This window comes from Paracoccus sp. T5 (assembly GCF_048538155.2).
GTDB lineage: Bacteria > Pseudomonadota > Alphaproteobacteria > Rhodobacterales > Rhodobacteraceae > Paracoccus.
Genome location: NZ_CM135809.1, coordinates 962,389 through 985,600 on the forward strand (window position 1 = coordinate 962,389; position 23,212 = coordinate 985,600).

Consider the following 23,212-nt stretch of genomic DNA (forward strand, 5'->3'; position numbering starts at 1 on the left):
TGTTGCGCGCTTGGTTGACGATGGGCGCTGCGCTGGCTACCACCTCTGCCATGTGTTCCGACCTACCCACCCCGCGCGGCAGCCTGATCCCCGATCGTCCCCTGGACAGCCTCACCTGGCTCCGCGTCGGAGGTCCCGCCGACTGGCTCTTCCAGCCCGCGGACGAGGCCGACCTGGCCGATTTCCTCGCCGCGCTGGACCCCTCCGTTCCGGTCTTCCCGATGGGCGTCGGCAGCAACCTGATCGTGCGCGACGGCGGCATCCGGGGCGTGGTCATCCGCCTGGGGCGCGCCTTCAACGCCGTTGAGGCGGAAGGCGACATCGTCACGGCCGGCGCGGCGGCCCTGGACGCGCAGGTGGCGCGGCGGGCGGCCGATGCGGGGCTGGACCTGACCTTCCTGCGCACCATTCCCGGCAGCATCGGCGGCGCCGTGCGGATGAACGCGGGCTGCTATGGCAGCTATGTCGCCGACCACCTGATCGACGCCCGCCTGGTCAGCCGCGACGGCCGCATCCTGACGCTCACCGCCGCCGACCTGCGCTTCGCCTATCGCCAGGCCGAGATCCCCCAGGGCTGGGTGGTGACCGAGGCGCGATTCCATGCGGAACGCGCCGATCCCGATGCGCTGCATGCCAAGATGGCCGACCAGCTGGCCCGGCGCGACGCCAGCCAGCCCACCCGCGAGCGTAGCGCCGGCTCGACCTTCCGCAACCCGGCCGGCTTCAGCTCGACCGGGCAGGCCGATGACACGCATGACCTGAAGGCCTGGTCCCTCATCGACCGCGCGGGCCTGCGCGGGCACAGCTGGGGCGGCGCGCAGATGTCTGAAAAGCATCCCAATTTCCTGCTGAACACCGGCGGCGCCACCGCCGCTGAACTGGAGGCCCTGGGCGAGCTGGTCCGCCGCCGCGTCCTGGAGGACAGCGGCCACGACCTGCAATGGGAGGTCGTGCGGATCGGCGATCCCGCCCCGGACAACGACTGATCGCCAAAGCGGCAGCCGGCGCAACATTCGGCGCACACAGCCGAATTTCTTCTTTTTCGGTTCACGCTTTGCTTGTATCGTCCATCCATACGACGCCGCCGTCCAAGGTGGCGCGAATGGATCAAGCCCGGAGCAACCGGGCGCGAAAGGCGAAAACGTGGCGGGCAGGTCGAGCAGGGCAGCCCACTCTGTCGCCGTTCTGATGGGCGGACCCTCGGCCGAACGCGAGGTTTCCTTGTCATCGGGACGCGAATGCGCGCAGGCGCTGCGAGTGGCGGGATATCAGGTAACCGAGATCGCGCTCGGCACGGGACGCGGGGATGAAATCCTGCGCCGGCTCGGCGATGCCGCCCCCGATGTCGTCTTCAACGCCCTGCACGGCCGGTGGGGCGAGGATGGCTGCGTCCAAGGCCTGCTGGAGTGGATGGGTCTGCCCTATACTCATTCCGGCGTGCTGGCCTCGGCCCTGGCGATGGACAAGACACGCGCCAAGCAGGCCTTTCGCGCGGCCGGCCTGCCGGTCGTGGAAAGCGTCATCGCGGATGCGGAGGAGGTGCGCCGCCGCCACGTGATCCCGCCCCCCTACGTGGTCAAGCCCAATGACGAAGGCTCCTCCGTCGGTGTCTACATCGTCCATGACGGCGCCAACCAGCCGCCCGCCCTGTCGCCCGAGATGCCGACCCGCGTGATGGTCGAGACCTATGCGCCGGGGCGCGAACTGACCACCACGGTCATGGGCGACCGCGCGCTGGAGGTGACCGAGATCCTGACCGAGGGCTGGTACGACTATGCCGCGAAATACACGGCCGGCGGCTCGCGGCACGTGGTCCCCGCGCAGATCCCGGCCGAGATCCGCGCCGCCTGCCTGGAGATGGCGGTGCGCGCGCATGACGCCCTTGGCTGCACCGGCCTCAGCCGCACCGATTTCCGGTGGGACGAGGCGCGCGGCACGGCCGGGCTGATCATCCTGGAGGTGAACACCCAGCCCGGCATGACGCCGACCTCGCTGGCACCCGAACAGGCGGCCCATGTCGGCATCGATTTCCCGGCCCTGATGACCTGGATGGTGGAGGACGCGCTGTGCCGGTCGTGATCGATCATCGCCCCGGAAAGCAGATCACCCCGCCCGCCGCGCGGCAGCGCCGCGATCCCGCGCCCTCGCGCCTGAAATACCGGCTGGAGCGGATGTGGCTGACGCCGCTCTATCGCCGCATCCTGCGCATCGGTGTGCCGGCCTTTGTCATCGCCCTGATCGCGGGCCTCTGGCTCTCGGACGAGGATCGGCGCGCCGCGCTCAAGGACAACGTGGCGCAGGTCGTGACCAAGGTTCAAAGCCGCGACGAATTCCAGGTCCGGCTGATGACGATCGAAGGTGCATCCCCTGTCGTGGACCGCGCGCTGCGGGCCATGCTGCCGGTGGACCTGCCGGCCTCCAGCTTCGACATCGACCTGCCGGCGCTGCGGCTGCAGGTGATGCAGCTGGACGCGGTCGAGGCGATCGACCTGCGCATCAAGCCGGGCGGCATCCTTTCGGCAGTGGTCACGGAGCGCGCGCCGGCGATCCTGTGGCGCCATGCCCGCGGCATCGACATGCTGGACCAGGGCGGCCACCGCGTCGCCAGCGTCACCTCGCGCGAGGTGCGTCCCGAACTGCCGCTGATCTCGGGCGAAGGTGCGGACCTGGCCAGTGAGGAGGCGCTGGCGCTGTTCGATGCGGCGGGCCCGATCCTGCCACGCGTCCGCGGACTGGTGCGGCGCGGAGAGCGGCGGTGGGACCTGGTTCTGGACCATGGCCAGCGCATCCTTTTGCCCGAAACCGGTGCGACCATCGCGCTGGAGGCCGCGATCGCGCTGGACCGCGCCGAGGACATGCTGGGCCGCGACATCAGCGTCGTCGACCTGCGCGACCCGCAGCGCCCGGTGCTGAGGCTGGGCATTGACGCGCGCAACACCATCCGCCAGGCGCGCAGCCTGCCCCTGCTGGGGCCGGACGGGCGCGTGCTGCCGGAAGAAACCAAGGGCTGAGGGACGGGACGGGCGAATGGCGGAACTGTATCAGACGCAGCGGGCAATGCGGAACATGCGCCGGGCGGCCCTGCAACGGGGCGTTATCGGCATCCTGGACATCGGCACCTCCAAGATCGCCTGCCTGGTCCTGCGCTTTGACGGCACGGGCACGTTCCGCGAAACGGACGGTGTCGGGCCGATGGCGGGGCAGGTCAATTTCCGCGTGATCGGAGCGGCCTCGACCCGGTCCCGCGGCATGCGGCGCGGCGAGATCGAGACGATGGCCGAAACCGAACGCGCGATCCGCACCGTTGTCGCGGCCGCCCAGAAGGTCGCGGGCGTGCGCGTCGATCACGTCATCGCCTGCCTGTCGGGCGGGCGCCCTGCCTCCTATGGTCTGGCGGGAGAGATCACCCTGGCCTCGGGCAAGGTGGGGGACCATGACGTGGCCTCGGTCCTCGCCGCCTGCGAGCAGCCCGATTTCGGCCGGGGCCGCGAGGTGCTGCACGCGCAGCCGGTGAACTTTGCCGTCGACAACCGATCTGCACTGGCCGATCCGCGCGACCACCTGGGCAACAAGCTGTTCTGCGACATGCATGTGCTGACCGTGGACGGCGACGTCATCGGCAACTTGGTCCAGTGCATCCGCCGCTGCGACCTGGAACTGGCGGGCATCGCCTCGGCCCCCTATGCCTCGGCCCGCGCGGCCCTGGTCGAGGATGAGCAGGAACTGGGCGCCGCCTGCGTCGATTTCGGCGGCGGCGGCACCGGCGTGTCGGTCTTCATCAAGAAGCACATGATCTTTTCCGACCATGTGCCCATCGGCGGCAACCTGATCACCCAGGACATCGGGCAGGGCCTGCGCGTGGGCCTGCCGGTGGCCGAGCGGCTGAAGACCCTAAACGGCGGGGTCGAGGCCACCGGCCGCGACGACCGCGACATGATCGACGTGGGCGCCGAGACCGGCGATTGGGATGCCGACCGCCGGCAGGTCAGCCGCGCCGACGTGATCGGGGTCATGCGCCCGCGCGTCGAGGAGATCCTGGAGAACGTCCGCGGCGTACTGGATGCGGCAGGATTTGATTCGATGCCCAGCCAGCAGATCGTCCTGACCGGGGGCGGCAGCCAGATCCCGGGCCTTGACGGTCTGGCCGCGCGCATCCTGGGGCCGAACATCCGCTGCGGGCGACCGCTGCGCATCGACGGTCTGGCGCATCAACTGACCGATCCCAGCTTTTCAAGCGCGGTGGGGCTGGCACTGTTCGCGGCGCATCCGCAGGACGAATGGTGGGATTTCGAGACGCCGGCGGACAGCTATCCCGGGCGCAGCCTGCGCCGCGCCTATCGCTGGTTCAAGAACAACTGGTGATTGAATCTGCAGCGTCGATAGACCGTGGTAGGGTTGTCCCCACCACATTCTGCGTCTGTGGCAAGATACCGCCGAAAGGCGACGCTATACCTCCCATATTTCGCGCGTTTGCTGCCTTTTTCGAGTGACGCACCGTGGCAGAATGGTTACGATCACCAGTAAATCCGGGGGATTCGAGCGGACAGCCCGCGCCCGATAAGCAGAGCAGCGATAACAGGCGGAAACCATGAACCTCAATCTGATGATGAACGACGAAGAAGAGCTGAAGCCGCGCATCACGGTCTTCGGTGTCGGCGGCGCGGGCGGCAATGCGGTCAACAACATGATCCAGAAGCAGCTTGACGGTGTCGAATTCGTGGTGGCCAACACCGACGCGCAGGCGCTGCAGCAGTCGCGTGCCGCCACGCGCATCCAGATCGGGCCCAAGGTGACCGAGGGTCTGGGCGCCGGCGCCAAGCCGACCATCGGGGCCAAGGCCGCCGAGGAGACCATCGAGGACATCGTCGATCACCTGATGGGCGCGCACATGTGCTTCATCACCGCCGGCATGGGCGGCGGCACCGGCACCGGCGCTGCCCCGATCATCGCCCAAGCCGCGCGCGAGATGGGCATCCTGACCGTGGGCGTCGTGACCAAGCCCTTCCAATTCGAGGGCACCAAGCGGATGCGCCAGGCCGAGGAGGGCGTCGAGGCGCTCCAGAAGGTCGTGGACACGCTGATCATCATCCCGAACCAGAACCTGTTCCGGCTGGCCAACGAAAAGACCACCTTCACCGACGCCTTTGCGCTGGCCGACGATGTGCTGTACCAGGGCGTCAAGGGCGTGACCGACCTGATGGTCAAGCCGGGCCTGATCAACCTGGACTTTGCCGACGTACGTTCCGTCATGGACGAGATGGGCAAGGCCATGATGGGCACCGGCGAGGCCTCGGGCGAGAACCGTGCCCAGGAAGCCGCCGAACGCGCCATCGCCAACCCGCTTCTGGACGAGATCAGCCTGAACGGCGCACGTGGCGTGCTGATCAATATCACCGGCGGCTATGACATGACCCTGTTCGAATTGGACGAGGCCGCCAACGTCATCCGCGACAAGGTGGACAGCGATGCCAACATCATCGTCGGCTCGACCCTGGACCCGGACATGGACGGCACGATCCGCGTCTCTGTCGTGGCAACCGGCATCGACGCCGCTGTCGCCGTGGCCGAGGTTCCCTCGCCCCGCCGCAGCATGGCCGCGCCGCTGACGCAGAGCCCGACTGTCGCGACGCCCGCCGCACGGGAAGAGGCCCCCGTTCCGCCGCGTCGCAGCGTTCTGCATGCCGAGGCGCAGCCCGCCGCGCCGGCTCATGCTCCGGCCGCCCGTCACGAGGACGACATGCCGCAGCCGGCCTATCAGCCCAAGGACAGCGCCCGCCAGACCGCCGTGCGGATCGAGGATGACGCCTCGGCCTTCGTCGCGCCCCGCGCACCCTCGGCGCCGCGCGCCGGCCAGCCCGCGCCGGAGGTCATGGACCGCCTGCGCCGCGCCGTGGACAATCACGGCCAGGGCAACCGTGCGGCGCCACAGGCCCAGCCTCAGCCCCAGGCCCGCCCCGAGGCCAACCGTGTCCAGAGCCGCATGAGCGGTCTGGGCCGGATGCTGGAGCGGATGGCCGGCCATGGCGATCAACCCTCGGCGCCCAAGCCCGGCGCGTCGTCGATCGCCGAGCGCGTGAACGAGCGCGTGGCCGTCCGGGCCCGCCAGCAGGACACCGATTTCGACGATCTGGCCAGCCCCGACAGCGCCCAGGACAATGTCGAGATCCCGGCATTCCTGCGTCGCCAGGCGAACTGATCCGGATCACAACTCCGGTACATGAAGATCGAGAAGGAGCCGCATCTTGCGGCTCTTTTTCATTGCATCCTAACGATCTGCGGCTGTTCCCGCCCGGGTTGCGGTGCCTGCCGCGTTGAATGTTTCACCCCGTTACAAAACGTTAATTGAACGCCCGGCCATCAGAAACTAGCTGCTGGGACAAGAAGCCGGACATCCCGGCGGCACGAATCCCGAGGGCAGGCAGATCATGCAGGCGACGCTGAAAGACAAGGTGACATTCACGGGTGTGGGGCTGCACTCCGGCGCCGCGACCCGGCTTGAGATCCATCCCGCGCCCGCAGGTCATGGCATCGTCTTCCGCCGGACCGACCTGACCCCCGCCGTTGACCTGCCGGCGCTGTGGGACCACGTCACGCCGTCCAAGCTGTGCACGCTGCTGGACAACGGGGCTGGCGTCACCCTGTCGACGATCGAACATGTCATGGCCGCGCTGGCCGGGACCGGCATCCACAATGCGTTGGTGACCGTGGACGGCCCCGAGATCCCGATTCTGGACGGTTCGGCCGCACCCTTCGTCGAGGGCATCCTGGAGGTCGGCATCGCCCGTCAGACCGCCCCGCTGCGCGCGATCCGGGTGCTGCGCCCGGTCGAGGTGCGCGAGGGCGAGGCCTTCGCGCGGCTGTCGCCGGCCGACCACTTGGAGATCGACTTCCAGATCGACTTCACCGATGCCGCGATCGGGCATCAGGAAAAGCGCCTCGACATGGCCAATGGCGCCTTCCTGCGCGAACTGGCGGACAGCCGCACCTTCTGCCGTGCCGCCGACGTGGAAACCATGCGCCGCAACGGTCTGGCCTTGGGCGGGACCTATCTGAACGCGGTCGTCGTCGACGGCGCCCGCGTGCTGACCCCGGGTGGCCTGCGCCACAGTGACGAGGCCGTACGCCACAAGATGCTGGATGCGACGGGCGACCTGGCCTTGGCCGGGGCGCCGCTTCTGGCGCGCTATACGGGCCACCGCGCCGGTCATGCGATGACCAACCGCCTGCTGCGCGCCCTGTTCGCCCAGCCCGATGCCTGGACTTGGGAACTGTGCAGCCCGGCGCTGGAAGACCGCCTGCCCGGTGCGGGCGTGGCGGAATATGGCCCGCGCCCGGGCTTTGCCGCTGCCCTGTCGGTCGCGGCCGAATAACGCCCTTGGCGGGTTTTTGCGCGCGTGCTCTTGCGGCTTCCTTGGGGGAAAGCCGGGCGGAATTCAACGGATTGCCATTTTGCGCCCCCTGATGTTCTGTGCTAGGAGGTGCCGGCAGCGCTGCCCCCGCGGGGGCAGCCGCAAGGCAGAATCGTGGGGCAGGGTAAAGATGGCGCGCTCGAAAATCTCGGCTTCGGTGATGGCTGCGGTGCTGGCGGGCCTGGTCCTGACGGGTTGCTCGGGCAGCCGCGACGCTGCCCTGCGGCAGAACCTGGACCAGTTCACCGCCGAGGAAATCTACAAGCGCGGCGAATTCGAGCTGGAAAACAGCCGCCGCCCGGCCGATGCCGTCTTCTATTTCAGCGAGATCGAGCGGCTTTACCCCTATTCGGAATGGGCCAAGCGGGCGCTGATCATGCAGGCCTATGGCAACCACAAGGCCAAGAACTATGAGGAGGCTCGGGGCGCGGCGCAGCGGTTCCTGGATACCTATCCGGGCGACGAGGATGCGGCCTATGCGCAGTATCTGCTGGCCCTCTCCTATTACGACCAGATCGACGATGTCGGCCGCGACCAGGGCCTGACCTTCCAGGCCCTGCAGGGGCTGCGCACGGTAATCGAACAATATCCCGACAGCGAATATGCCCGCAGCGCGATCCTGAAGTTCGACCTGGCCTTCGACCACTTGGCCGCCAAGGAAATGGAGATCGGGCGCTTCTACCTCAAGCGCGGGCATTATACCGCCGCGGTGAACCGGTTCCGTGTCGTGGTTGAGGAATTCCAGACCACCACCCAGACGCCCGAGGCGCTGCTGCGGCTGGTCGAGGCCTATCTGGCCCTGGGCCTGCTGGACGAGGCGCAGACGGCCGGTGCGATCCTGGGGCACAACTTCCAGTCCTCGCCCTTCTACGATGACGCCTTCCGCCAGCTGCGCGGCCGAGGCCTGGCTGCCGAGGCGCGGGGGAACAGCTGGCTGACCAATATCTATCGCCAGACCATTCAGGGGCGCTGGCTGTAAGGGAGAAGCGGTGCGCGCAAGCGCATCCATCGGCCACATGCTGAGAAGCCTCGACATCCGTGACATGCTGCTGATCGACCGGCTGGAGCTGAGCTTCGGACCGGGCCTGAACGTCCTGACCGGCGAGACCGGCGCGGGCAAGTCGATCCTGCTGGACTGCCTAGGCTTCGTGCTGGGCTGGCGCAGCCGGGCCGACCTCGTGCGCCAGGGCGCTGCGCAGGGCGAGGTGCAGGCGGTCTTCGACCTGCCCGAAACCCATCCCGCACGGGCGGTGCTGGCGGATGCCGGCATCAGCATCGACGATGACGAGCTGATCCTGCGGCGGGTGAATGCGCTGGACGGGCGCAAGACGGGCTGGGTCAACGACCGCCGCGTCTCGGGCGAGGTGCTGCGGCAGCTGTCCGAGGTCCTGGTGGAACTGCACGGCCAGCACGACGACCGCGGCCTGCTGAACCCGCGCGGCCACCGGACGCTTCTGGATGCCTTTGCCGCCCTGAACATGATGCCGCTGCGGCAGGCCTGGGCCGCCCGTCGCGAGGCCGCCCGGGTGCTGGCCGAGGCCGAGGCCGGCCTGGAGGCGGCGCGCAAGGAAGAGGAGTTCCTGCGCCACGCGGTGGCCGAACTGGACAAGCTGTCCCCGGAGCCGGGCGAGGAACAGCGGCTGGACATTGCCCGCCGCGCCATGCAGGGGGCTGAGCGCATCCGTGACGACGTGGCCCGCGCCTTGCAGATGCTGGGCGGCGAGGGGGCCGAGGGCGCGATGGTGGATGCCGCCCGCTGGCTGGAGGGGGCATCGGACCGGGCCGAAGGCCGGCTGGACAAGCCGCTGGCCGCCCTGTCGCGCGCCTTGATCGAACTGGGCGAGGCGACGCAGGGCGTCGAGGATGCACTGTCGGCGCTGGATTTCGATCCTCATGCCCTGGAGACGACCGAAGAGCGGCTCTTTGCCCTGCGGGCGCTGGCGCGGAAACATGACGTGCTGCCCGACGATCTGCCGGGATTGGCGGATGCGCTGCGCGGCCGGCTGGAGCGGCTGGATGCCGGTGAGGCGCAGATGGGCACCTTGCGCGCCGCTGCCCGCGACGCCGAGGCCGCCTATGATGCCGCCGCGGAAAAGATGACGGCGGCCCGGCAGAAGGCCGCGCTGCGCCTGGATCGTGCCGTCATGGCGGAACTGGCCCCGCTGAAGATGGAGCGGGCGGTCTTCACCACGGTCGTGGCACCCGGCGAGCCGGGGCCCGAGGGCCGCGATGCCGTCGCCTTCACGGTTGCCACGAACCCGGGGGCGCCGTCGGGTCCCTTGGACAAGATCGCCTCGGGGGGTGAGCTGTCGCGCTTTCTGCTGGCTTTGAAGGTGTGTCTGGCACGGGGCAATGATGCGCTGGTCATGATCTTCGACGAGATCGACCGCGGCGTGGGCGGTGCGACGGCCGATGCGGTGGGGCGGCGGCTGAAGGCACTGGCGGAGGGGGCACAGGTCCTTGTCATCACGCATTCGCCGCAGGTGGCGGCCCTCGGCGCGGCGCATTTCAGGGTCGCGAAAAGCGTCTGCGACGGCATGACGACCTCCAACGTGACCGCCCTGTCCGACCCTCAGCGGGTCGATGAGATCGCGCGGATGCTGGCCGGGGATCGGGTCACGGATGCCGCGACCGAGGCCGCGCGCGCCCTGCTGGACGGCTAGTCCAGGATCTGCGGAGCCATGCGCAGGATTGAGCGCACCTGCGCCGTATCCGCATGGATGCGCACGATTTGCCCATCCATCACTGCATAAAGCTCTCCGCGGGGAGGGGTGGAGAGGCCATAGAGGCCGGGACGCGAGATCAGGTGAAGGTGTTCGGTCAAGGCGATGTCGCCCACCCGAAAGCTGGGCAGGCTGGGGCCGCAGAGGCGATCGGCCTCGCAGCGCGGAGCCAGGACCGGGCCTGTCATGGCCTCGGGTTCATGGGCGGCGGTCAGTGCGGTGACTCCAAGCACCAGACCCGCCGCCGCGGCGGCAAAGGGGTGCAGCAGCGTCATCGGAATTCCCAAATAGTTGTAGGGCTCAACCTCGGTTCGGCAGACAGGTTCCCGAAAAGTTGCACATCTGCCCCGTGGCGGTGCCGCAACGCCACACTGCTACCTGTTGGGCCCGGGCAAGGGGCGCAGGATCGACAGGATTTGCCCGCTGGCGGCATCGATGCGCACCAAGTGTTGGGCCACGACCGCATACCGGCTGCCCGGCAGGTTGGGGCCTAGGCCGAAGGCTCCAAGGTTCTCGATCAGGCGGATCTGGCCGGGCTGCGGCGTGTCGCCCACGACCGGTACCGCCATGGGTTCGAGGGACAGGCCATTCGCCTCGATCTGGCCCGAGGTCATCGTGGCGAGGGCCAGCCAGAGGCAGGCTGCCATCGTGCCCGCCTGGATTCCGCGCCGCCTGGTCATCCGCCCGTCCTGTCTTCTGGCTGCAGTCGGGTTGATCAGACCACGGAAAAGATTAATAATTCTACCTATCCTTCGGGCTACGCCTCCCCGATCTGACGCATATTCCCGGCAAAGCGGGGCAGCATGGCCGAAAAGTCACGGCCCTTGCCGTCCTCGCGCTCCACGAAGTCCTCATAAAGCTGCCGGGCCAGCGCACCCATCGGGGTCTCGGCCCCGGCCGAACGGGCGGCCTGTTGCGACAGGTTCAGGTCCTTCAGCATCAGTTCGGAGGCGAAGCCCGGCTTGTATCCATTGTCGGCGGGCGAGACCGGGCCCACCCCCGGCGCCGGACAATAGGCGTTCATGCTCCAGCTGTAGCCCGAGCTGGTCGAGACGACGTCGAACATCTTTTGCCGGTCAAGGCCCAGCCTGTCGGCCAGGGCAAAGGCCTCGCAGGTGGCGATCATCGTGACGCCCAGGATCATGTTGTTGCAGATCTTGGCAGCCTGGCCGGCGCCGCTGTCGCCGCAATGCACGGCCTTCTGGCCCATCACCCCGAAAAGCGGGGCGACGCGGGCGAAATCGGCATCGGCGCCGCCGACCATGAAGGTCAGCGTGCCAGCCTGCGCGCCACCGATGCCACCCGACACCGGTGCATCCAGCGCGCCCAGTCCGGCGGCGCGGGCCTGTTCGGCAACCGCGCGGGCGCTGTCCACATCGACCGTCGAGCAGTCGCAGAAGACCGCCCCCGCCGGCATGGCGGGAATGACCTGGGCCGCGACACTGCGCAGGATCTGTCCGTTGGGCAGCATGGTGATGACGACATCTGCGTCCCGCGCCGCCTCGGCCGCGCTGGCGGCGGCGATGACCCCCTCGGGCTCGGGGGCGGCAGTGTCGAAACCCGTCACCTGATGTCCGGCCGCAGCCAGATTGGCGGCCATGGGCGCGCCCATGTTGCCCAGCCCGATGAACCCGATCTTCATTGCGCATCCTCCCACAGCAATTCGTCCTCTTCCAGCGGGGCCAGCAGCGCCTGCACTCTCTCGGCCGACGGTTCGGCCTGCCAGGCGGGCTGGCGGTCCTTGTCGATGATCTGCGCCCGCACGCCTTCCAGGAAATCCGATTCGGCCGTGGCGCGGGCGGTGAAGCGATATTCGCGGCTCAGCGCCTGCTGCATCCGCGTGTCGCCCCGCGCTGCCCGCACCATCACCAGCCCCGCCGCCATGGAGAGGGGCGAGTTGCGGCGCAGCGTGGCCAGGATCTCGTCCTCGCGCGCCTTTTCCAGCGCCTCGATGATGTCGCTCAGGTGGCGGCCGCCAAAGGCCGACAGGTCGCGCCCGGCCAGGGGCGCCTCGGGCGGGCGCTTGCCGCGGATCAGGGCGGTGTCGCCCGTCTCCTCCAGCCGGGCGATCAGCTCGGGCCACTGCGCCTCGGGCAGGTAGATGTCGGCAAAGCCCGCATGGATCGCGTCGCCGGCCTCCATCCGCGCGCCGGTCAGCGCCAGGTATTCGCCGATACGTCCCGGCGCGCGGGACAACAGCCATGTGCCGCCCACGTCCGGGATCAGGCCGATGCCGCTTTCGGGCATGGCGATCCGCGTCGTGTCGCCTACGATGCGGTGGCTGGCATGGCCGCCGACCCCCACGCCGCCGCCCATGACGAAGCCCTGCATAAAGGCCACGATCGGTTTCGGGTAATCGGCGATCGCCGCGTTCAGCCGGTATTCGTCGCGAAAGAAGGTGCGCCCCAGCTGGTGATCGCCCGCGCGGCCTGCGTGATAGACCGCCGCGATGTCGCCGCCCGCGCAGAAGGCGCGGTCGCCCTCGGCATCGATGATGACCAGCGCGACCCGCGGATCGTCCTTCCAGTCCAGCAGCGCCTGGTGCATCGCCAGCGCCATCGGGTGGCTGAGGGCGTTCAGCGCCTTGGGCCGGGCGAAGGTGATGCGGCCGGCATGGCCGGTGATGCGGATGTGCAGGTCGTCCAAGCTTACCCCCGTTCGGCCAGAAGCGCGCGGCTGACGATCAGCCGCATGATCTCGTTCGTGCCTTCAAGGATCTGATGCACGCGCAGGTCGCGCACGATCTTCTCGATCCCGTAATCGGCAAGATAGCCATAGCCACCATGCAGCTGAAGGCACTGGTTGGCCACCTCGAAGGCGCGGTCGGTGACGTGAAGCTTGGCCATGGCGCAGAACTTGCTGGCATCGGGCGCGCCCTGGTCCAGCTTCCATGCGGCCTGGCGCAGGAAGATCCGGCTGGACTGCAGGGCGGTCTCCATCTCGGCCAGGCGGAACTGCAGGGCCTGGAACTGGTCCAGCGACTTGCCGAAGGCCCGCCTTTCGCCCATGTAGGTCAGCGTCGCGTCCAGCGCCGCCTGCGCGCCGCCCAGGGCCGCCGCCGCGATGTTCAGGCGCCCGCCGTCCAGGCCGGCCATGGCATAGGAAAAGCCGCGCCCCTCCTCTCCCAGCAGGTTCGAGCCGGGGATCACGCAATCGTCGAACTGGACCTGGGCCGTGGGCTGGGACCGCCAGCCCATCTTGTCCTCCAGCCCGCCAAAAGACAGGCCCGGCGTGCCGTCCTCGACGATGACGGTGCTGATCCCCTTGGGACCTTCCTCACCGGTGCGGACCATGACGATATAGGCGTCGGAATAGCCCCCGCCCGAGATGAAGGCCTTGGTGCCGTTCAACCGCCAGCCCTGGTCGCTGCTGTCGGCGCGCGTCCGCAGGGCCGCCGCGTCCGAGCCGCTGCCGGGCTCGGTCAGGCAATAGCTGAAGATCCGCTCCATCCGGCACAGGCCCGGCAGCCAGCGTTCCTTGGTCTCTGCCGATCCGAACTTGTCGATCATGCCCCCGCACATGTTGTGGATCGACAGGAAAGAGGCGACCGAGGGGCAGGCCATCGACAGCGCCTCGAAGACCAGCGTGGCGTCCAGCCGGCTGAGCCCGGTGCCGCCGTGATCCTCGCTCACATAGATCCCGCCCAGGCCCAGCTCGGCCACCTCGGGCCACAGGTCGCGGGGGATGGTGCCGTCGGCCTCCCAGGTGCGGGCATGCGGCGCGATGCGGGCTTGGCCGAAATCACGGGCCATGTCGAAGATGGCCTGCTGTTCCTCGGTCAGTGCGAAATCCATGCGGCGTCCCTCCCAGAGCTGCGCGAATTGAACATGCGTTTAATTGGCAGATGTTGCGACAATGTTGCAAGGGTTCACAGGTCGCGGCGAAACTCCTCGATCAAATGGCGGGTCACGGCGCGCAGGGCCTCGCGTTCATCGGCGCCCTGGGCACGGGCCTGCGCCGCGACGGCGCGCTGCGTCTCGGCCGAGGTTCCCTCGGCCACCATCCCGCGCAGGCGGGCGACGGCCGGCTGGCTGTCCAGGGCATCGGCATCCTCGGCGATCAGCGCCAGCCAGTCTTCGGCGATCTGGGCAAAGGGGATGATCGCGCCGGCGCCGAAATCGATCTGCCCCTCGGTCGTGCCATAGCGGGCGGCACGCCAGCGGTTCTCGCCCAGCAGAAAGCTGTCATATTGCCGCCAGCGCTGGTTGCGGCGCGACAGGCGCCACAGCATCCGCAGCGTCGCCTGGATCAGCGCGGCCAAGGTGACGGCATTCTCGATGCCGGGGCAGGCGTCGCAGATGCGGGTTTCCAGCGTCGGGAACTTGTTGCTGGGGCGCAGGTCCCACCAGATCTTGCTGCTGTCCTCAATGATGCCCAGGTCGGTCAGGGCGCCCACCGAGCGTTCAAACTCGGACCAGCTGTTCATGTAGGGGGGCAGGCCGGTGCGGGGCATGTCCCCAAAGACCGTCGTGCGATAGGAGGCGAGGCCCGTGTCCTCGGCCATCCAGAAGGGGCTGGAGGCTGACAGCGCCAGAAGATGCGGCAAGAAATAGGACAGCTGGTTCATCAGGTCGATGCGCGCCGCGGGATCGGGGATGCCCACATGGACATGCATGCCGCAGATCAGCATTCGCCGCGCCACGCCGCCCATGTCGCGCGACAGCTGGTTGTAGCGGTCTTTGTCGGTGTGGTCTTGGTCGCGCCAGTCCGCGAAGGGGTGGCAGGAGGCAGAAATGGGCGCCAGCCCATGGTCGGCGGCATGGCGGGCGACGGTGCCGCGCAGGTTGCGCAGGTGGTCGCGGGCCTCGCGGATATTGGCCGAGACAGGCGTGCCGATCTCGATCTGGCAGCGCAGGAATTCGGGGCTGACCTGGTCGCCCAGATCGGACTTGCAGGCCCTCATCAGCGCATCGGGTGCCTGGGCCAGCTGCCCGGTTTCGGCATCGACAAGAAGATATTCCTCCTCGATGCCCAGGGTAAAGTCGGGTTCGGTCGTCATCATGGTCCATCCTGCGGGCCGTGACCTGATGCGCCGGGGTCGGGAAGGCTTGCGTCCCGCGACGACCGGGGGGCCAGCCCCCCGGCCCTCCCTTCAGGAGAGATGGATCACTCCATCGCCTTGAAGTTGAACTCTCCGCCTTCCTTGATGCCCGAGGGCCAGCGCGCGGTCACGGTCTTGGTGCGCGTATAAAAGCGGAACGCGTCCGGGCCGTGCTGGTTCAGGTCGCCAAAGCCCGATTTCTTCCACCCGCCGAAGGTGTGATAGGCCAGCGGCACCGGGATCGGCACGTTGATGCCCACCATGCCGATATTGATGCGGCTGGCGAAGTCACGGGCCGTGTCGCCGTCGCGGGTATAGATCGCGGTGCCGTTGCCGTATTCGTGGTCCATCGCCAAGCCGATCGCCTCCTCGTAGCTGGCGGCGCGGACGGTGGTCAGGACGGGGCCGAAGATCTCGGTCCTGTAGATGTCCATGTCGGGCGTCACGCGGTCGAAGAGGTGCGGCCCCACGAAGAAGCCGTCCTCATAGCCCTGCAGGTTGAAGTCGCGGCCGTCGACGACCAGCTCGGCGCCCTGGTCCACCCCCGACTGCACCAGGCGCAGGATGTTCTCCTTGGCGGCCTTGGTGACAACGGGGCCGTAGTCAATGTCGTCGCCGGCGGTCCAGGGACCGACCTTCAGCTTTTCGATCCGCGGGACCAGCTTTTCGATCAGCGCATCGGCAGTCTTCTCGCCCACCGGCACCGCGACGGAAATGGCCATGCAGCGTTCGCCCGCCGCACCGTAGCCCGCACCGACCAGCGCGTCGGCGGCTTGGTCCAGGTCGGCGTCGGGCATGATGATCATGTGGTTCTTGGCGCCGCCAAAGCACTGTGCGCGCTTGCCGTTCTGGGCGGCGCGTTCATAGATGTACTGCGCGATCGGGGTGGACCCGACAAAGCCCACCGCCTGGATCACCGGATTGTCCAGGATCGCGTCCACGCAGTCCTTGTCGCCGTTCACCACCTGCATGACGCCGTCCGGCAGGCCCGCCTCCTGCAGCAGCTGCGCCAGCATCAGCGGCACGGACGGGTCGCGTTCCGAGGGCTTGAGGATCATCGCATTGCCGCAGGCCAGCGCGGGGCCCATCTTCCACAGCGGGATCATGGCCGGAAAGTTGAAGGGCGTGATGCCCGCGACCACGCCAAGCGGCTGGCGCATGGAATACATGTCGATGCCGGGACCGGCGCTGTCGGTGAATTCCCCCTTCAGCAGATGCGGCGCGCCGATGCAGAACTCGATCACCTCCAGCCCGCGCTGGATGTCGCCCTTTGCATCCGGGAAGGTCTTGCCATGTTCGCTGGACAGCACCTCGGCCAGCTTGTCCATGTCGCGGTTGATGAGGCGCACGAATTCCATCATCACGCGGGCGCGGCGCTGCGGGTTGGTCGCGCCCCATTTCACCTGCGCCTCGGCCGCGCGTTCGACAGCGTGGTCCAGCTCGGCCTTGGTGGCCAGCGACAGGCGGGCCTGAACCTCGCCGGTCGCCGGGTTGAACACATCGGCAAAGCGGCCCGACGTGCCCTTGGTTTCCTTGCCGTCGATCCAGTGATGAATCTCTTTCATGGCATCCTCCTGTGCTTGGTTGGGCGCAGGTTAGTCTTGCGGAATTGCGGGATAAAGGGGCAGGTTGGCAAAAGGGTTTTGCATTTCTGCAAAGGGCGGCGATGGACTGGGACGATCTGCGCATCTTTCTGGCGGTCGCCCGGGCAGAGAGCCTGTCGGCGGCGGGGCGCAGGCTGGCCATGGACGCCTCGACCGTCGGGCGGCGGGTGGCGCGGCTGGAGGGTGCCGTGGGGGCGGCGCTGTTCCTGAAGACCCCGCAGGGGTACCAGCTGACGGCCGAGGGGGCGCGGCTGGTCGCCCCGGCCGAGGCGGCCGAACAGGCGGCGGCGGCCGCGGCCGAGGGGGTGCGCGCCGATGCGGGCCTCACCGGCCAGCTGCGCATCGGTGCGCCGGACGGTTGCGCCAATTACCTGCTGCCGCAGGTGGCGCGCGACCTCTGCGAGGCCCATCCGGGGCTGGAGATTCAGATCGTCGCCCTGCCGCGGGTGGTGAACCTGACCCGGCGCGAGGCCGACATGGCCATTGCCGTGTCACCCCCCGACACAGGCCGGCTGGTCGTGCAGCGGCTGACGGATTATCAGCTGCACCTGGCGGGCCATGAGGATTACCTGGCGCGCCATCACCCGCTGCGCGACCTGGCCGACCTGCAGGGGCACCGCATGATCAGCTATATTCCCGACATGATCTTTGATCGGGAACTGGACTACCTGTCGGCGACCGGGGTCGAGATCGCGCAGATCAGCTCGAACTCGGTGGCGGTCCAGATGCAGGCGGTGCGGGCGGGGGCGGGCTTGGGAATCGTCCATGATTTCGCGATTCCCTTTGCTCCGGGCGTCAGGCGGGTGCTGGCCGACAGCATCGCGCTGCGCCGCAGCTTCTGGATGATCCGGCATGCCGACGACCGCGCCTCGCGCCGGTTGACCCTGCTGGCCGAGGCCCTGGCACGGGGCATCCGGGCCGAGGTTGCCCGGCTGGAGGGGCTGCTGCCGCCGGCAGGCGATGGTCGGGCTTGACGGCGCCCCTTTCGCCGCAAAAGATGAAGGGGAAGAAAGTCGCGAAGGGGGGCGTATCATGCTGGTCAAGCAGCTGCTGTCGATGAAGTCGGGTTCCGGCAAGCCGGGGATCGAGGCCAATTCTATCGTCACCATCGGTCCGGACGCCACCTTGGGCGAGGCCGCCGTCCTGCTGGCCGAACAGCGGATCGGTGCGGTCGTCGTGTCCACGGACGGCAAGCGGCCCGAAGGCATCCTGTCGGAACGCGACATCGTGCGCCAGCTGGGCCGCAACGGCATCAAGGTCCTGTCCCAGCCCATCGGCGAGGTGATGACCCGCGCCGTCCAGACCTGCACCACCGGAGAGGACGCGCTGACCATCCTGGAGCGCATGACCGAAGGCCGCTTCCGCCACATGCCCGTGGTGGACGATCAGGGTCTGATGCTGGGCGTCATCTCGATCGGGGACGCGGTCAGCGGCCGCCTGAAGGAACTGGCGGCCGAAAAGGAGGCGCTGACCGGGATGATCATGGGAAGCTGACGCATCGTCGCACCTGCCCGCAATCTTGCAATCCGGGGGCAAATGGGCTTTGCCTGAGGCCGAGACCCTGATCAAGGACGCACCTTCATGCGCATCGGCCTCTATCCCGGCACCTTCGACCCCATCACCCTGGGGCATATCGACATCATCCAGCGCGCCATGGCGCTGGTCGACCGGCTGGTGATCGGCGTCGCGATCAACCGCGACAAGGGGCCGCTGTTCAACCTGGAAGAACGCGTGTCGATGGTGCAGGCCGAATGCGACGCGATCGCCGCCCGCACCGGCGGCGAGATCCTGGTGCATCCCTTCGAGAACCTGCTGATCGACTGCGCCCGCGACGTGGGCGCCACGATCATCGTGCGCGGCCTGCGCGCGGTCGCGGATTTCGAATACGAGTTCCAGATGGTCGGGATGAACCGCGCGCTGGACAGCAGCATCGAGACGGTCTTCATGATGGCCGATGCGCGCCGGCAGGCCATTGCCTCGAAGCTGGTCAAGGAGATCGCGCGGCTTGGGGGTGACGTGTCGAAATTCGTCAGCCCCCCGGTCTGCGACGCCCTGCTGCGCCGCTTCGACTGACCCTTCGGTTTTCGTTGCCAGACCCGCGCCTGATGGCATATCGTGACCCTGAGCGCGCGCAAGACATGGGAGATATCCATGGCCCAAGCTGGCATGCCCGACGCCGACATCCTGCCCGAAGCCGCGATCCTGAGCCTGTCCGACCTGACCGGTGCGCTGCGCCTGGGTTGGCAGGATTTCCGTCGTGCCCCGGCCTTCGGGCTGCTGTTCTCGGCCTTCTACGTGGCGGGTGGGCTGGTCATCGCCGCGGTGGCGATGGCCCTGGGCCGCGACTGGTGGCTGATCCCTTTTGTGCTGGGTTTTCCGCTGATCGCGCCTTTCGCCGCCGTGGGCCTCTATGAAGTCAGCCGCCGGATCGAAGCCGGGCTGCCCCTGGACTGGCGGCGGGTCATCGGCGTGGTCGTCGCGCAAAAGGACCGGCAGGTGCCGTCCATGGCCATGGTGATCCTGCTGCTGTTCATGTTCTGGGTCTTTGTGGCGCACACGATCTTTGCGCTGTTCCTGGGAACGGCCTCGCTGACCCATATCACCAGTTCGGCCGCGATGCTGACCGAGGGGCGGGGCCTGGCGATGCTGATCACCGGCACCCTGGTCGGTGGCGCCTTCGCGGCGGTGCTTTATGCCTTCACCGTCGTCGGGCTGCCGCTGCTGCTGGACCGCGAGGTCGACTTCATCACCGCCATCATCGCCTCGGTCCAGGCGCTGCTGCAGAACCTAGGCGTGCTGGCGGTCTGGGCGGCGCTGATCGCGGGGCTGCTGTTCCTGGCGATCCTGCCCGCCTTTCTGGGCCTATTCGTCGTGCTGCCGGTGCTGGGGCATGCCAGCTGGCACCTCTATCGCCGCGTGATGCCGGACGCGGACTAGCCGCGCCCGATAAAGGGCATCTGGGTCGCCATCAGGGTCATGAACTGCATGTTGGCGCCCTGGGGCAGGGTGGCCATGTGCCAGACCGCCTCGGCGACCGTCTGGACATCGATCATCGGCTCGGCTTCGGGATTGCCGGCGCTGGCCTGGCGCAGCAGCTCGGTCCCGGCATTGCCGATGTCGATCTGCCCGCAGGCGATGTTCAGCCCCCGCCCGTCCAGCGACAGGCTGCGCGTCAGCCCCGTCACCGCATGTTTCGAGGTCGTGTAGGCGACAGAGCCCGGCCGTGGCACATGCGCCGCAACCGAGCCGTTGTTGATGATCCGCCCGCCCTGCGGCGACTGCGCCCGCATCGCGGCAAAGGCCGCCCGCGCGCAGAGGAACATTCCCGTCACGTTGACGGCGATCACGTCGCGAAAGACCTGCGCGGACAGTCGGTCCGGATCGGCGATGGGCGCCGCCTGGCCCGCATTGTTGAACAGCACGTCCAGCCGGCCCCATTGCATCACGGCCTGGGCAAAGGCGGCGTCGACCGCATGATCGTCGGTGACGTCGCAGGGCAGGATCAGCGCCTGGCCCTGGCCTTGGGCGCTGTCCTCCAGCGCGGCGGCGTTGCGGCCGATCAGGCCCACATCCCAGCCCTGCGCCAGAAAGTGCTGCACGCAGGCGCGGCCGATGCCGCTGCCTGCGCCGGTGATGATGATCGACCCCGCCATGGGCTCAGGCGCCGATGACGCGCTGCGTCTGGCGGCCCAGCCCGTCGATGCCAAGCCGCATGACCTGTCCGCCGCGCAGGTAGACCGGCGGCTTCTGCCCCATGCCGACGCCCGGCGGGGTGCCGGTGGTGATCAGGTCCCCCGGTTCCAGCGTCGTGAAGCGAGAGCAGTAGCTGACCAGTTCCGCCACGCCAAAGACCATGGTGCGGGTGCTGCCGTCCTGGCGCATGGTGCCGTCCAGCTCCAGCCACAGGCGCAGGTCCTGGGGGTCGGGGATCTCGTCCCTCGTGACCAGCCAGGGGCCGATGGGGCCAAAGCCGTCATGTCCCTTGCCCTTGTCCCAGGTGCCGCCGCGCTGCGTCTGCCATTCGCGTTCGCTGATGTCGTTGACGACGCAATAGCCTGCGACGCGGTCCAGCGCCTCTGCCTCGGGGATGTTGCGGCCGCCGGCGCCGATCACGATGCCCAGTTCCACCTCCCAATCGGTGGAGGTGGAGCCTGCGGGCAGATGCAGGTCGTCATCGGGTCCGGCGATGCAGCTGGTCCACTTGGTGAACAGCACCGGTTCCGACGGGACATCCATGCCGGATTCGGCGGCATGGTCGGCATAGTTCAGCCCGATGCCGATGAACTTGCCGACGCCCGCGACGCAGGGGCCAAGCCGCAGGTCCTGTTGCGGTTGACCGGCCACCAGCGGCAGGGTCAGGGGATCCAGCGCCGCCAGCCGTGCCAGGGCCTCCGGCAGGAGGCTGTCGCCGCGAAGGTCGGGCAGCTGCGCCGACAGGTCCCGGACCCGGCCATCGGCATCCAGCAGGCCCGGCTTTTCCTGGCCGGCCGGTCCGTATCTCAGCAGCTTCATCGCAGTCTCCCTTGGCAATGCTGCGGCAGTCTTGCACCGGGGGCGGGCAGTTTGAAGCCCGTGGAACGATTTTCTGGAAGCGTTGGGGTCCGGCCATGAAAAAGGCCCGCCGAAGCGGGCCGGGTCAGCAGATGCGGCGGCGATCACTCGGCCGGGGCGGCCAGCTTCTTGGTGCCGCCATTGTTCAGCGGATCTTCCTGGCGCTGGACCGAGCCTTCGAAATGGGCGCCCGATTCGATGGCGATGGTCTTGTGGATGATGTCGCCCTCGACCCGTGCGGTGGCGGTCAGGCGCACCTTGAGGCCGCGGACCCGGCCGATGACCCGACCATGGACGATCACGTCGTCGCCCACGATCTCGCCCTTGATGGTCGCCGTTTCGCCGATGGTCAGCTGATGCGCGCGGATGTCGCCCTCGACCGTGCCCTCGACCTGGATGTCGCCCTGCGTCTTGATGTTGCCGACCACCGTCAGATCCGGCGAAAGGACCGAAGGCGTCGTGCGGCCGCGCGGCGCGGAGGTGGCAGCCGACGCCTCGGACCCGCGCTCGGGCAGGGCGATCGGGGCGGGTTCGGTCGTGGTGGCTTGGGGGGCGGGGGCCTGCTGGGGACGGTTCTCGGTCACACGGGTCTTACTGAACATTGTCTGCTGCCTTGATGAAGCTCATCGGGTCCACGGCCCGACCGTTCATCCGAACTTCATAGTGAAGATGCGGCCCGGTCGAGCGTCCGGTATTCCCCATATCACCGATGCGCTCGCCTTGCGACACCCTTTGGCCCGCTTTCACGCGGATGCGGTTCAGGTGGCCATAACGCGTTTCCGTGCCCAGTTCGTGCTCGATCGTGATCAGGTTGCCATAGGCGCCCTTGCGCCCGGCAAAGGTCACGACGCCGTCGCCCGTGGCATGGATCGGCGTGCCCACCGGCCCGGCCATGTCGATGCCTTCATGCATGCGGCCCCACCGGCGGCCGAAGCCCGAGGTATAGCGAAAGCTCTGCCGGACGGGCATGGCCAGCGGCAGCTTCTCGATCGCGATGCGATAGGTGTTCATCTGGTCCAGCGTGACGATGATCTGGCGGGCCTTGGTCTCACCCTGGCTCAGCGCCGCATCGCCGCGGGTCGAATAGGACATGGGCGTCAGCGGCCCACCCTGGCCGGAATAGCCGCTGCGGATCGTGCGCAGCACCTCGTCGGGGTTCATGCCGACCGAACGGAACACGTCGTCCAGCGGCGCGACCGACACGGTGACGGCATCCTCCAGCTGGGTCAGGATCTCGTCATTGCGGGCCAGGATCTGGTCACGCTCGACCTGCAGCTCTTGGGCGGTCAGGCGGGCCTCCTCGGCCTCCTGGACGGCTTCGGCGCGCTGGTCGGCGGCGCTGCGCAGTTCGCCCGACAGGATGTCGAGGGCGACCGAAAACTCGCCGCTGCGGTCGGCGGCGTCCCCGGCGGCATCGGTGCTGGCCAGGGTAGCGTCCCGATCGGCCACCGCGTCGCGCAGGCTGGCCTGGACCGAGGCCATGCCGGCCTCCATCTCGCGACGGCGTTCCTCGGAGCTCAGCAGCTGCGTCTGCATCTGCGACACCTGGTCCAGCGCGACGGCAAAGCGGTTCTGGGCCGCCAGCGCCTCGGCCGCGCGGGCGTCGCGTTCGGCCTGCAGCTGGTTCAGGCGCTCCTCGAACGAGGCCTGGGCGCGCATGACCTGGTCGCGCGACCCGCCCGCGCTGACCGCGTCGATGACAAGAAAGGAGCTGGCGACCAGCGTCCAGCCGCACATGACGGTCATGCCGCCAAGTCCCAGGATTTGGGTCAGGGGGCGAAGGCGCAGAACACGGGTGCTGTCTTCGGACCGCAGGGACAGGCGCTGTTCAGGCACCCATTTTCCAAGCGAAGCGTTCAATCGATCCATGACCGTCATTGCGGG

Annotated in this window: 23 protein-coding genes; 12 read left to right on the plus strand and 11 right to left on the minus strand. The window is 68.1% G+C overall.

Translation table 11 applies throughout. The features are described from left to right. Positions 1–50: 50 nt before the first annotated feature. From murB to recN, 8 genes are all read left to right on the plus strand, one after another. Entirely contained in the window at positions 51–986 is a 936-nt protein-coding gene (gene murB / locus ACNR9W_RS04820; RefSeq protein WP_419271075.1) for a UDP-N-acetylmuramate dehydrogenase, read from the plus strand. 157 nt (positions 987–1,143) lie between these two features. Continuing rightward, positions 1,144–2,079, plus strand: coding sequence for a D-alanine--D-alanine ligase (locus ACNR9W_RS04825; RefSeq protein WP_419271073.1), 936 nt, complete (start codon positions 1,144–1,146; stop codon positions 2,077–2,079). Next, positions 2,076–3,011 (plus strand): cell division protein FtsQ/DivIB, encoded by a 936-nt coding sequence (locus ACNR9W_RS04830; protein ID WP_419271071.1) that lies wholly within the window; start codon positions 2,076–2,078, stop codon positions 3,009–3,011. Before ACNR9W_RS04825 ends, ACNR9W_RS04830 begins: the two co-directional genes overlap by 4 nt. 16 nt (positions 3,012–3,027) lie before the next feature. Next, a complete protein-coding gene (gene ftsA / locus ACNR9W_RS04835; protein WP_419271069.1) occupies positions 3,028–4,362 on the plus strand; it encodes a cell division protein FtsA in 1,335 nt (444 codons plus the stop codon). A gap of 226 nt (positions 4,363–4,588) precedes the next feature. Continuing rightward, entirely contained in the window at positions 4,589–6,196 is a 1,608-nt protein-coding gene (gene ftsZ / locus ACNR9W_RS04840; protein WP_419271067.1) for a cell division protein FtsZ, read from the plus strand. A gap of 229 nt (positions 6,197–6,425) precedes the next feature. Beyond that, positions 6,426–7,370: a UDP-3-O-acyl-N-acetylglucosamine deacetylase gene (gene lpxC, locus ACNR9W_RS04845; protein WP_419271065.1), complete on the plus strand. Its 945-nt coding sequence runs from the start codon at positions 6,426–6,428 to the stop codon at positions 7,368–7,370. 169 nt (positions 7,371–7,539) lie between these two features. Beyond that, the gene (locus ACNR9W_RS04850) at positions 7,540–8,388 is read left to right on the plus strand and encodes an outer membrane protein assembly factor BamD (protein WP_419271063.1); all 849 of its coding nucleotides are present in this window, start codon (positions 7,540–7,542) and stop codon (positions 8,386–8,388) included. A gap of 37 nt (positions 8,389–8,425) precedes the next feature. Further along, complete coding sequence (gene recN / locus ACNR9W_RS04855) at positions 8,426–10,072, plus strand: DNA repair protein RecN (protein WP_419271061.1); 1,647 nt, start codon at positions 8,426–8,428, stop codon at positions 10,070–10,072. On the opposite strand, the gene ACNR9W_RS04860 is transcribed toward recN, so the two are convergent. The 7 genes from ACNR9W_RS04860 to ACNR9W_RS04890 all read right to left on the minus strand — a co-directional run bounded on the left by ACNR9W_RS04860 (position 10,069) and on the right by ACNR9W_RS04890 (position 16,738). Next, positions 10,069–10,407 carry a hypothetical protein gene (locus tag ACNR9W_RS04860; protein WP_419271059.1) on the minus strand — a complete coding sequence of 113 codons (339 nt, stop codon included), beginning with the start codon at positions 10,405–10,407 and terminating at the stop codon, positions 10,069–10,071. The two genes, recN and ACNR9W_RS04860, sit on opposite strands and share 4 nt — an antisense overlap. Before the next feature lie 99 nt (positions 10,408–10,506). Next, positions 10,507–10,812: a hypothetical protein gene (locus tag ACNR9W_RS04865; protein WP_419271057.1), complete on the minus strand. Its 306-nt coding sequence runs from the start codon at positions 10,810–10,812 to the stop codon at positions 10,507–10,509. A 77-nt stretch (positions 10,813–10,889) separates the two neighbouring features. Further along, the gene (gene mmsB / locus ACNR9W_RS04870) at positions 10,890–11,774 is read right to left on the minus strand and encodes a 3-hydroxyisobutyrate dehydrogenase (RefSeq protein ID WP_419271055.1); all 885 of its coding nucleotides are present in this window, start codon (positions 11,772–11,774) and stop codon (positions 10,890–10,892) included. Then, complete coding sequence (locus ACNR9W_RS04875) at positions 11,771–12,778, minus strand: enoyl-CoA hydratase/isomerase family protein (RefSeq protein ID WP_419271053.1); 1,008 nt, start codon at positions 12,776–12,778, stop codon at positions 11,771–11,773. Before ACNR9W_RS04875 ends, mmsB begins: the two co-directional genes overlap by 4 nt. Positions 12,779–12,780: 2 nt before the next feature. Then, a complete protein-coding gene (locus ACNR9W_RS04880; RefSeq protein ID WP_419271051.1) occupies positions 12,781–13,926 on the minus strand; it encodes an acyl-CoA dehydrogenase family protein in 1,146 nt (381 codons plus the stop codon). A gap of 74 nt (positions 13,927–14,000) precedes the next feature. Further along, on the minus strand, positions 14,001–15,131 hold the full coding sequence (locus tag ACNR9W_RS04885) for a carboxylate-amine ligase (RefSeq protein ID WP_419271117.1): 1,131 nt from the start codon (positions 15,129–15,131) through the stop codon (positions 14,001–14,003). 107 nt (positions 15,132–15,238) lie between these two features. Further along, complete coding sequence (locus ACNR9W_RS04890) at positions 15,239–16,738, minus strand: CoA-acylating methylmalonate-semialdehyde dehydrogenase (protein WP_419271049.1); 1,500 nt, start codon at positions 16,736–16,738, stop codon at positions 15,239–15,241. Between the two features lie 101 nt (positions 16,739–16,839). Here ACNR9W_RS04890 and ACNR9W_RS04895 point away from each other — a divergent pair, with 101 nt between their 5' ends. The 4 genes from ACNR9W_RS04895 (at position 16,840) to ACNR9W_RS04910 (ending at position 19,714) form a co-directional block, all read left to right on the plus strand. Then, positions 16,840–17,751, plus strand: a complete 912-nt coding sequence (locus tag ACNR9W_RS04895) for a LysR family transcriptional regulator (RefSeq protein ID WP_419271047.1) — start codon at positions 16,840–16,842, stop codon at positions 17,749–17,751. Between the two features lie 58 nt (positions 17,752–17,809). Continuing rightward, positions 17,810–18,271 (plus strand): CBS domain-containing protein, encoded by a 462-nt coding sequence (locus tag ACNR9W_RS04900; protein ID WP_419271045.1) that lies wholly within the window; start codon positions 17,810–17,812, stop codon positions 18,269–18,271. A gap of 87 nt (positions 18,272–18,358) precedes the next feature. Next, a complete protein-coding gene (gene coaD, locus ACNR9W_RS04905; protein ID WP_419271043.1) occupies positions 18,359–18,850 on the plus strand; it encodes a pantetheine-phosphate adenylyltransferase in 492 nt (163 codons plus the stop codon). A gap of 78 nt (positions 18,851–18,928) precedes the next feature. Next, positions 18,929–19,714 (plus strand): DUF2189 domain-containing protein, encoded by a 786-nt coding sequence (locus tag ACNR9W_RS04910; protein ID WP_419271041.1) that lies wholly within the window; start codon positions 18,929–18,931, stop codon positions 19,712–19,714. Here the strand turns inward: ACNR9W_RS04910 and ACNR9W_RS04915 are convergent. The 4 genes from ACNR9W_RS04915 to ACNR9W_RS04930 all read right to left on the minus strand — a co-directional run bounded on the left by ACNR9W_RS04915 (position 19,711) and on the right by ACNR9W_RS04930 (position 23,197). After that, a complete protein-coding gene (locus ACNR9W_RS04915) occupies positions 19,711–20,430 on the minus strand; it encodes an SDR family oxidoreductase (RefSeq protein WP_419271039.1) in 720 nt (239 codons plus the stop codon). The two genes, ACNR9W_RS04910 and ACNR9W_RS04915, sit on opposite strands and share 4 nt — an antisense overlap. A 4-nt stretch (positions 20,431–20,434) precedes the next feature. Continuing rightward, positions 20,435–21,289, minus strand: a complete 855-nt coding sequence (locus tag ACNR9W_RS04920) for an ureidoglycolate lyase (protein WP_419271037.1) — start codon at positions 21,287–21,289, stop codon at positions 20,435–20,437. A gap of 143 nt (positions 21,290–21,432) precedes the next feature. Beyond that, the gene (locus tag ACNR9W_RS04925) at positions 21,433–21,930 is read right to left on the minus strand and encodes a bactofilin family protein (RefSeq protein WP_419271035.1); all 498 of its coding nucleotides are present in this window, start codon (positions 21,928–21,930) and stop codon (positions 21,433–21,435) included. Next, the gene (locus ACNR9W_RS04930; RefSeq protein WP_419271033.1) at positions 21,920–23,197 is read right to left on the minus strand and encodes a DUF5930 domain-containing protein; all 1,278 of its coding nucleotides are present in this window, start codon (positions 23,195–23,197) and stop codon (positions 21,920–21,922) included. Before ACNR9W_RS04930 ends, ACNR9W_RS04925 begins: the two co-directional genes overlap by 11 nt. Positions 23,198–23,212 lie beyond the last annotated feature (15 nt).

What these genes read in the sequence shown, in the direction of transcription:
- ACNR9W_RS04880 (WP_419271051.1), bottom strand. Translation starts at nt 13,926, where the DNA reads ATGGATTTCGCACTGACCGAGGAACAGCAGGCCATCTTCGACATGGCC.
- ACNR9W_RS04920 (WP_419271037.1), bottom strand. Translation starts at nt 21,289, where the DNA reads ATGAAGCTGCTGAGATACGGACCGGCCGGCCAGGAAAAGCCGGGCCTG.
- ftsA (WP_419271069.1), top strand. Translation starts at nt 3,028, where the DNA reads ATGGCGGAACTGTATCAGACGCAGCGGGCAATGCGGAACATGCGCCGG.
- ACNR9W_RS04890 (WP_419271049.1), bottom strand. Translation starts at nt 16,738, where the DNA reads ATGAAAGAGATTCATCACTGGATCGACGGCAAGGAAACCAAGGGCACG.
- ACNR9W_RS04930 (WP_419271033.1), bottom strand. Translation starts at nt 23,197, where the DNA reads ATGGATCGATTGAACGCTTCGCTTGGAAAATGGGTGCCTGAACAGCGC.
- ACNR9W_RS04865 (WP_419271057.1), bottom strand. Translation starts at nt 10,812, where the DNA reads ATGACCAGGCGGCGCGGAATCCAGGCGGGCACGATGGCAGCCTGCCTC.
- ftsZ (WP_419271067.1), top strand. Translation starts at nt 4,589, where the DNA reads ATGAACCTCAATCTGATGATGAACGACGAAGAAGAGCTGAAGCCGCGC.
- murB (WP_419271075.1), top strand. Translation starts at nt 51, where the DNA reads ATGTGTTCCGACCTACCCACCCCGCGCGGCAGCCTGATCCCCGATCGT.
- ACNR9W_RS04925 (WP_419271035.1), bottom strand. Translation starts at nt 21,930, where the DNA reads ATGTTCAGTAAGACCCGTGTGACCGAGAACCGTCCCCAGCAGGCCCCC.
- ACNR9W_RS04850 (WP_419271063.1), top strand. Translation starts at nt 7,540, where the DNA reads ATGGCGCGCTCGAAAATCTCGGCTTCGGTGATGGCTGCGGTGCTGGCG.
- ACNR9W_RS04915 (WP_419271039.1), bottom strand. Translation starts at nt 20,430, where the DNA reads ATGGCGGGGTCGATCATCATCACCGGCGCAGGCAGCGGCATCGGCCGC.
- ACNR9W_RS04895 (WP_419271047.1), top strand. Translation starts at nt 16,840, where the DNA reads ATGGACTGGGACGATCTGCGCATCTTTCTGGCGGTCGCCCGGGCAGAG.
- ACNR9W_RS04860 (WP_419271059.1), bottom strand. Translation starts at nt 10,407, where the DNA reads ATGACGCTGCTGCACCCCTTTGCCGCCGCGGCGGCGGGTCTGGTGCTT.
- ACNR9W_RS04900 (WP_419271045.1), top strand. Translation starts at nt 17,810, where the DNA reads ATGCTGGTCAAGCAGCTGCTGTCGATGAAGTCGGGTTCCGGCAAGCCG.
- coaD (WP_419271043.1), top strand. Translation starts at nt 18,359, where the DNA reads ATGCGCATCGGCCTCTATCCCGGCACCTTCGACCCCATCACCCTGGGG.
- recN (WP_419271061.1), top strand. Translation starts at nt 8,426, where the DNA reads ATGCTGAGAAGCCTCGACATCCGTGACATGCTGCTGATCGACCGGCTG.
- lpxC (WP_419271065.1), top strand. Translation starts at nt 6,426, where the DNA reads ATGCAGGCGACGCTGAAAGACAAGGTGACATTCACGGGTGTGGGGCTG.
- ACNR9W_RS04885 (WP_419271117.1), bottom strand. Translation starts at nt 15,131, where the DNA reads ATGACGACCGAACCCGACTTTACCCTGGGCATCGAGGAGGAATATCTT.
- ACNR9W_RS04910 (WP_419271041.1), top strand. Translation starts at nt 18,929, where the DNA reads ATGGCCCAAGCTGGCATGCCCGACGCCGACATCCTGCCCGAAGCCGCG.
- mmsB (WP_419271055.1), bottom strand. Translation starts at nt 11,774, where the DNA reads ATGAAGATCGGGTTCATCGGGCTGGGCAACATGGGCGCGCCCATGGCC.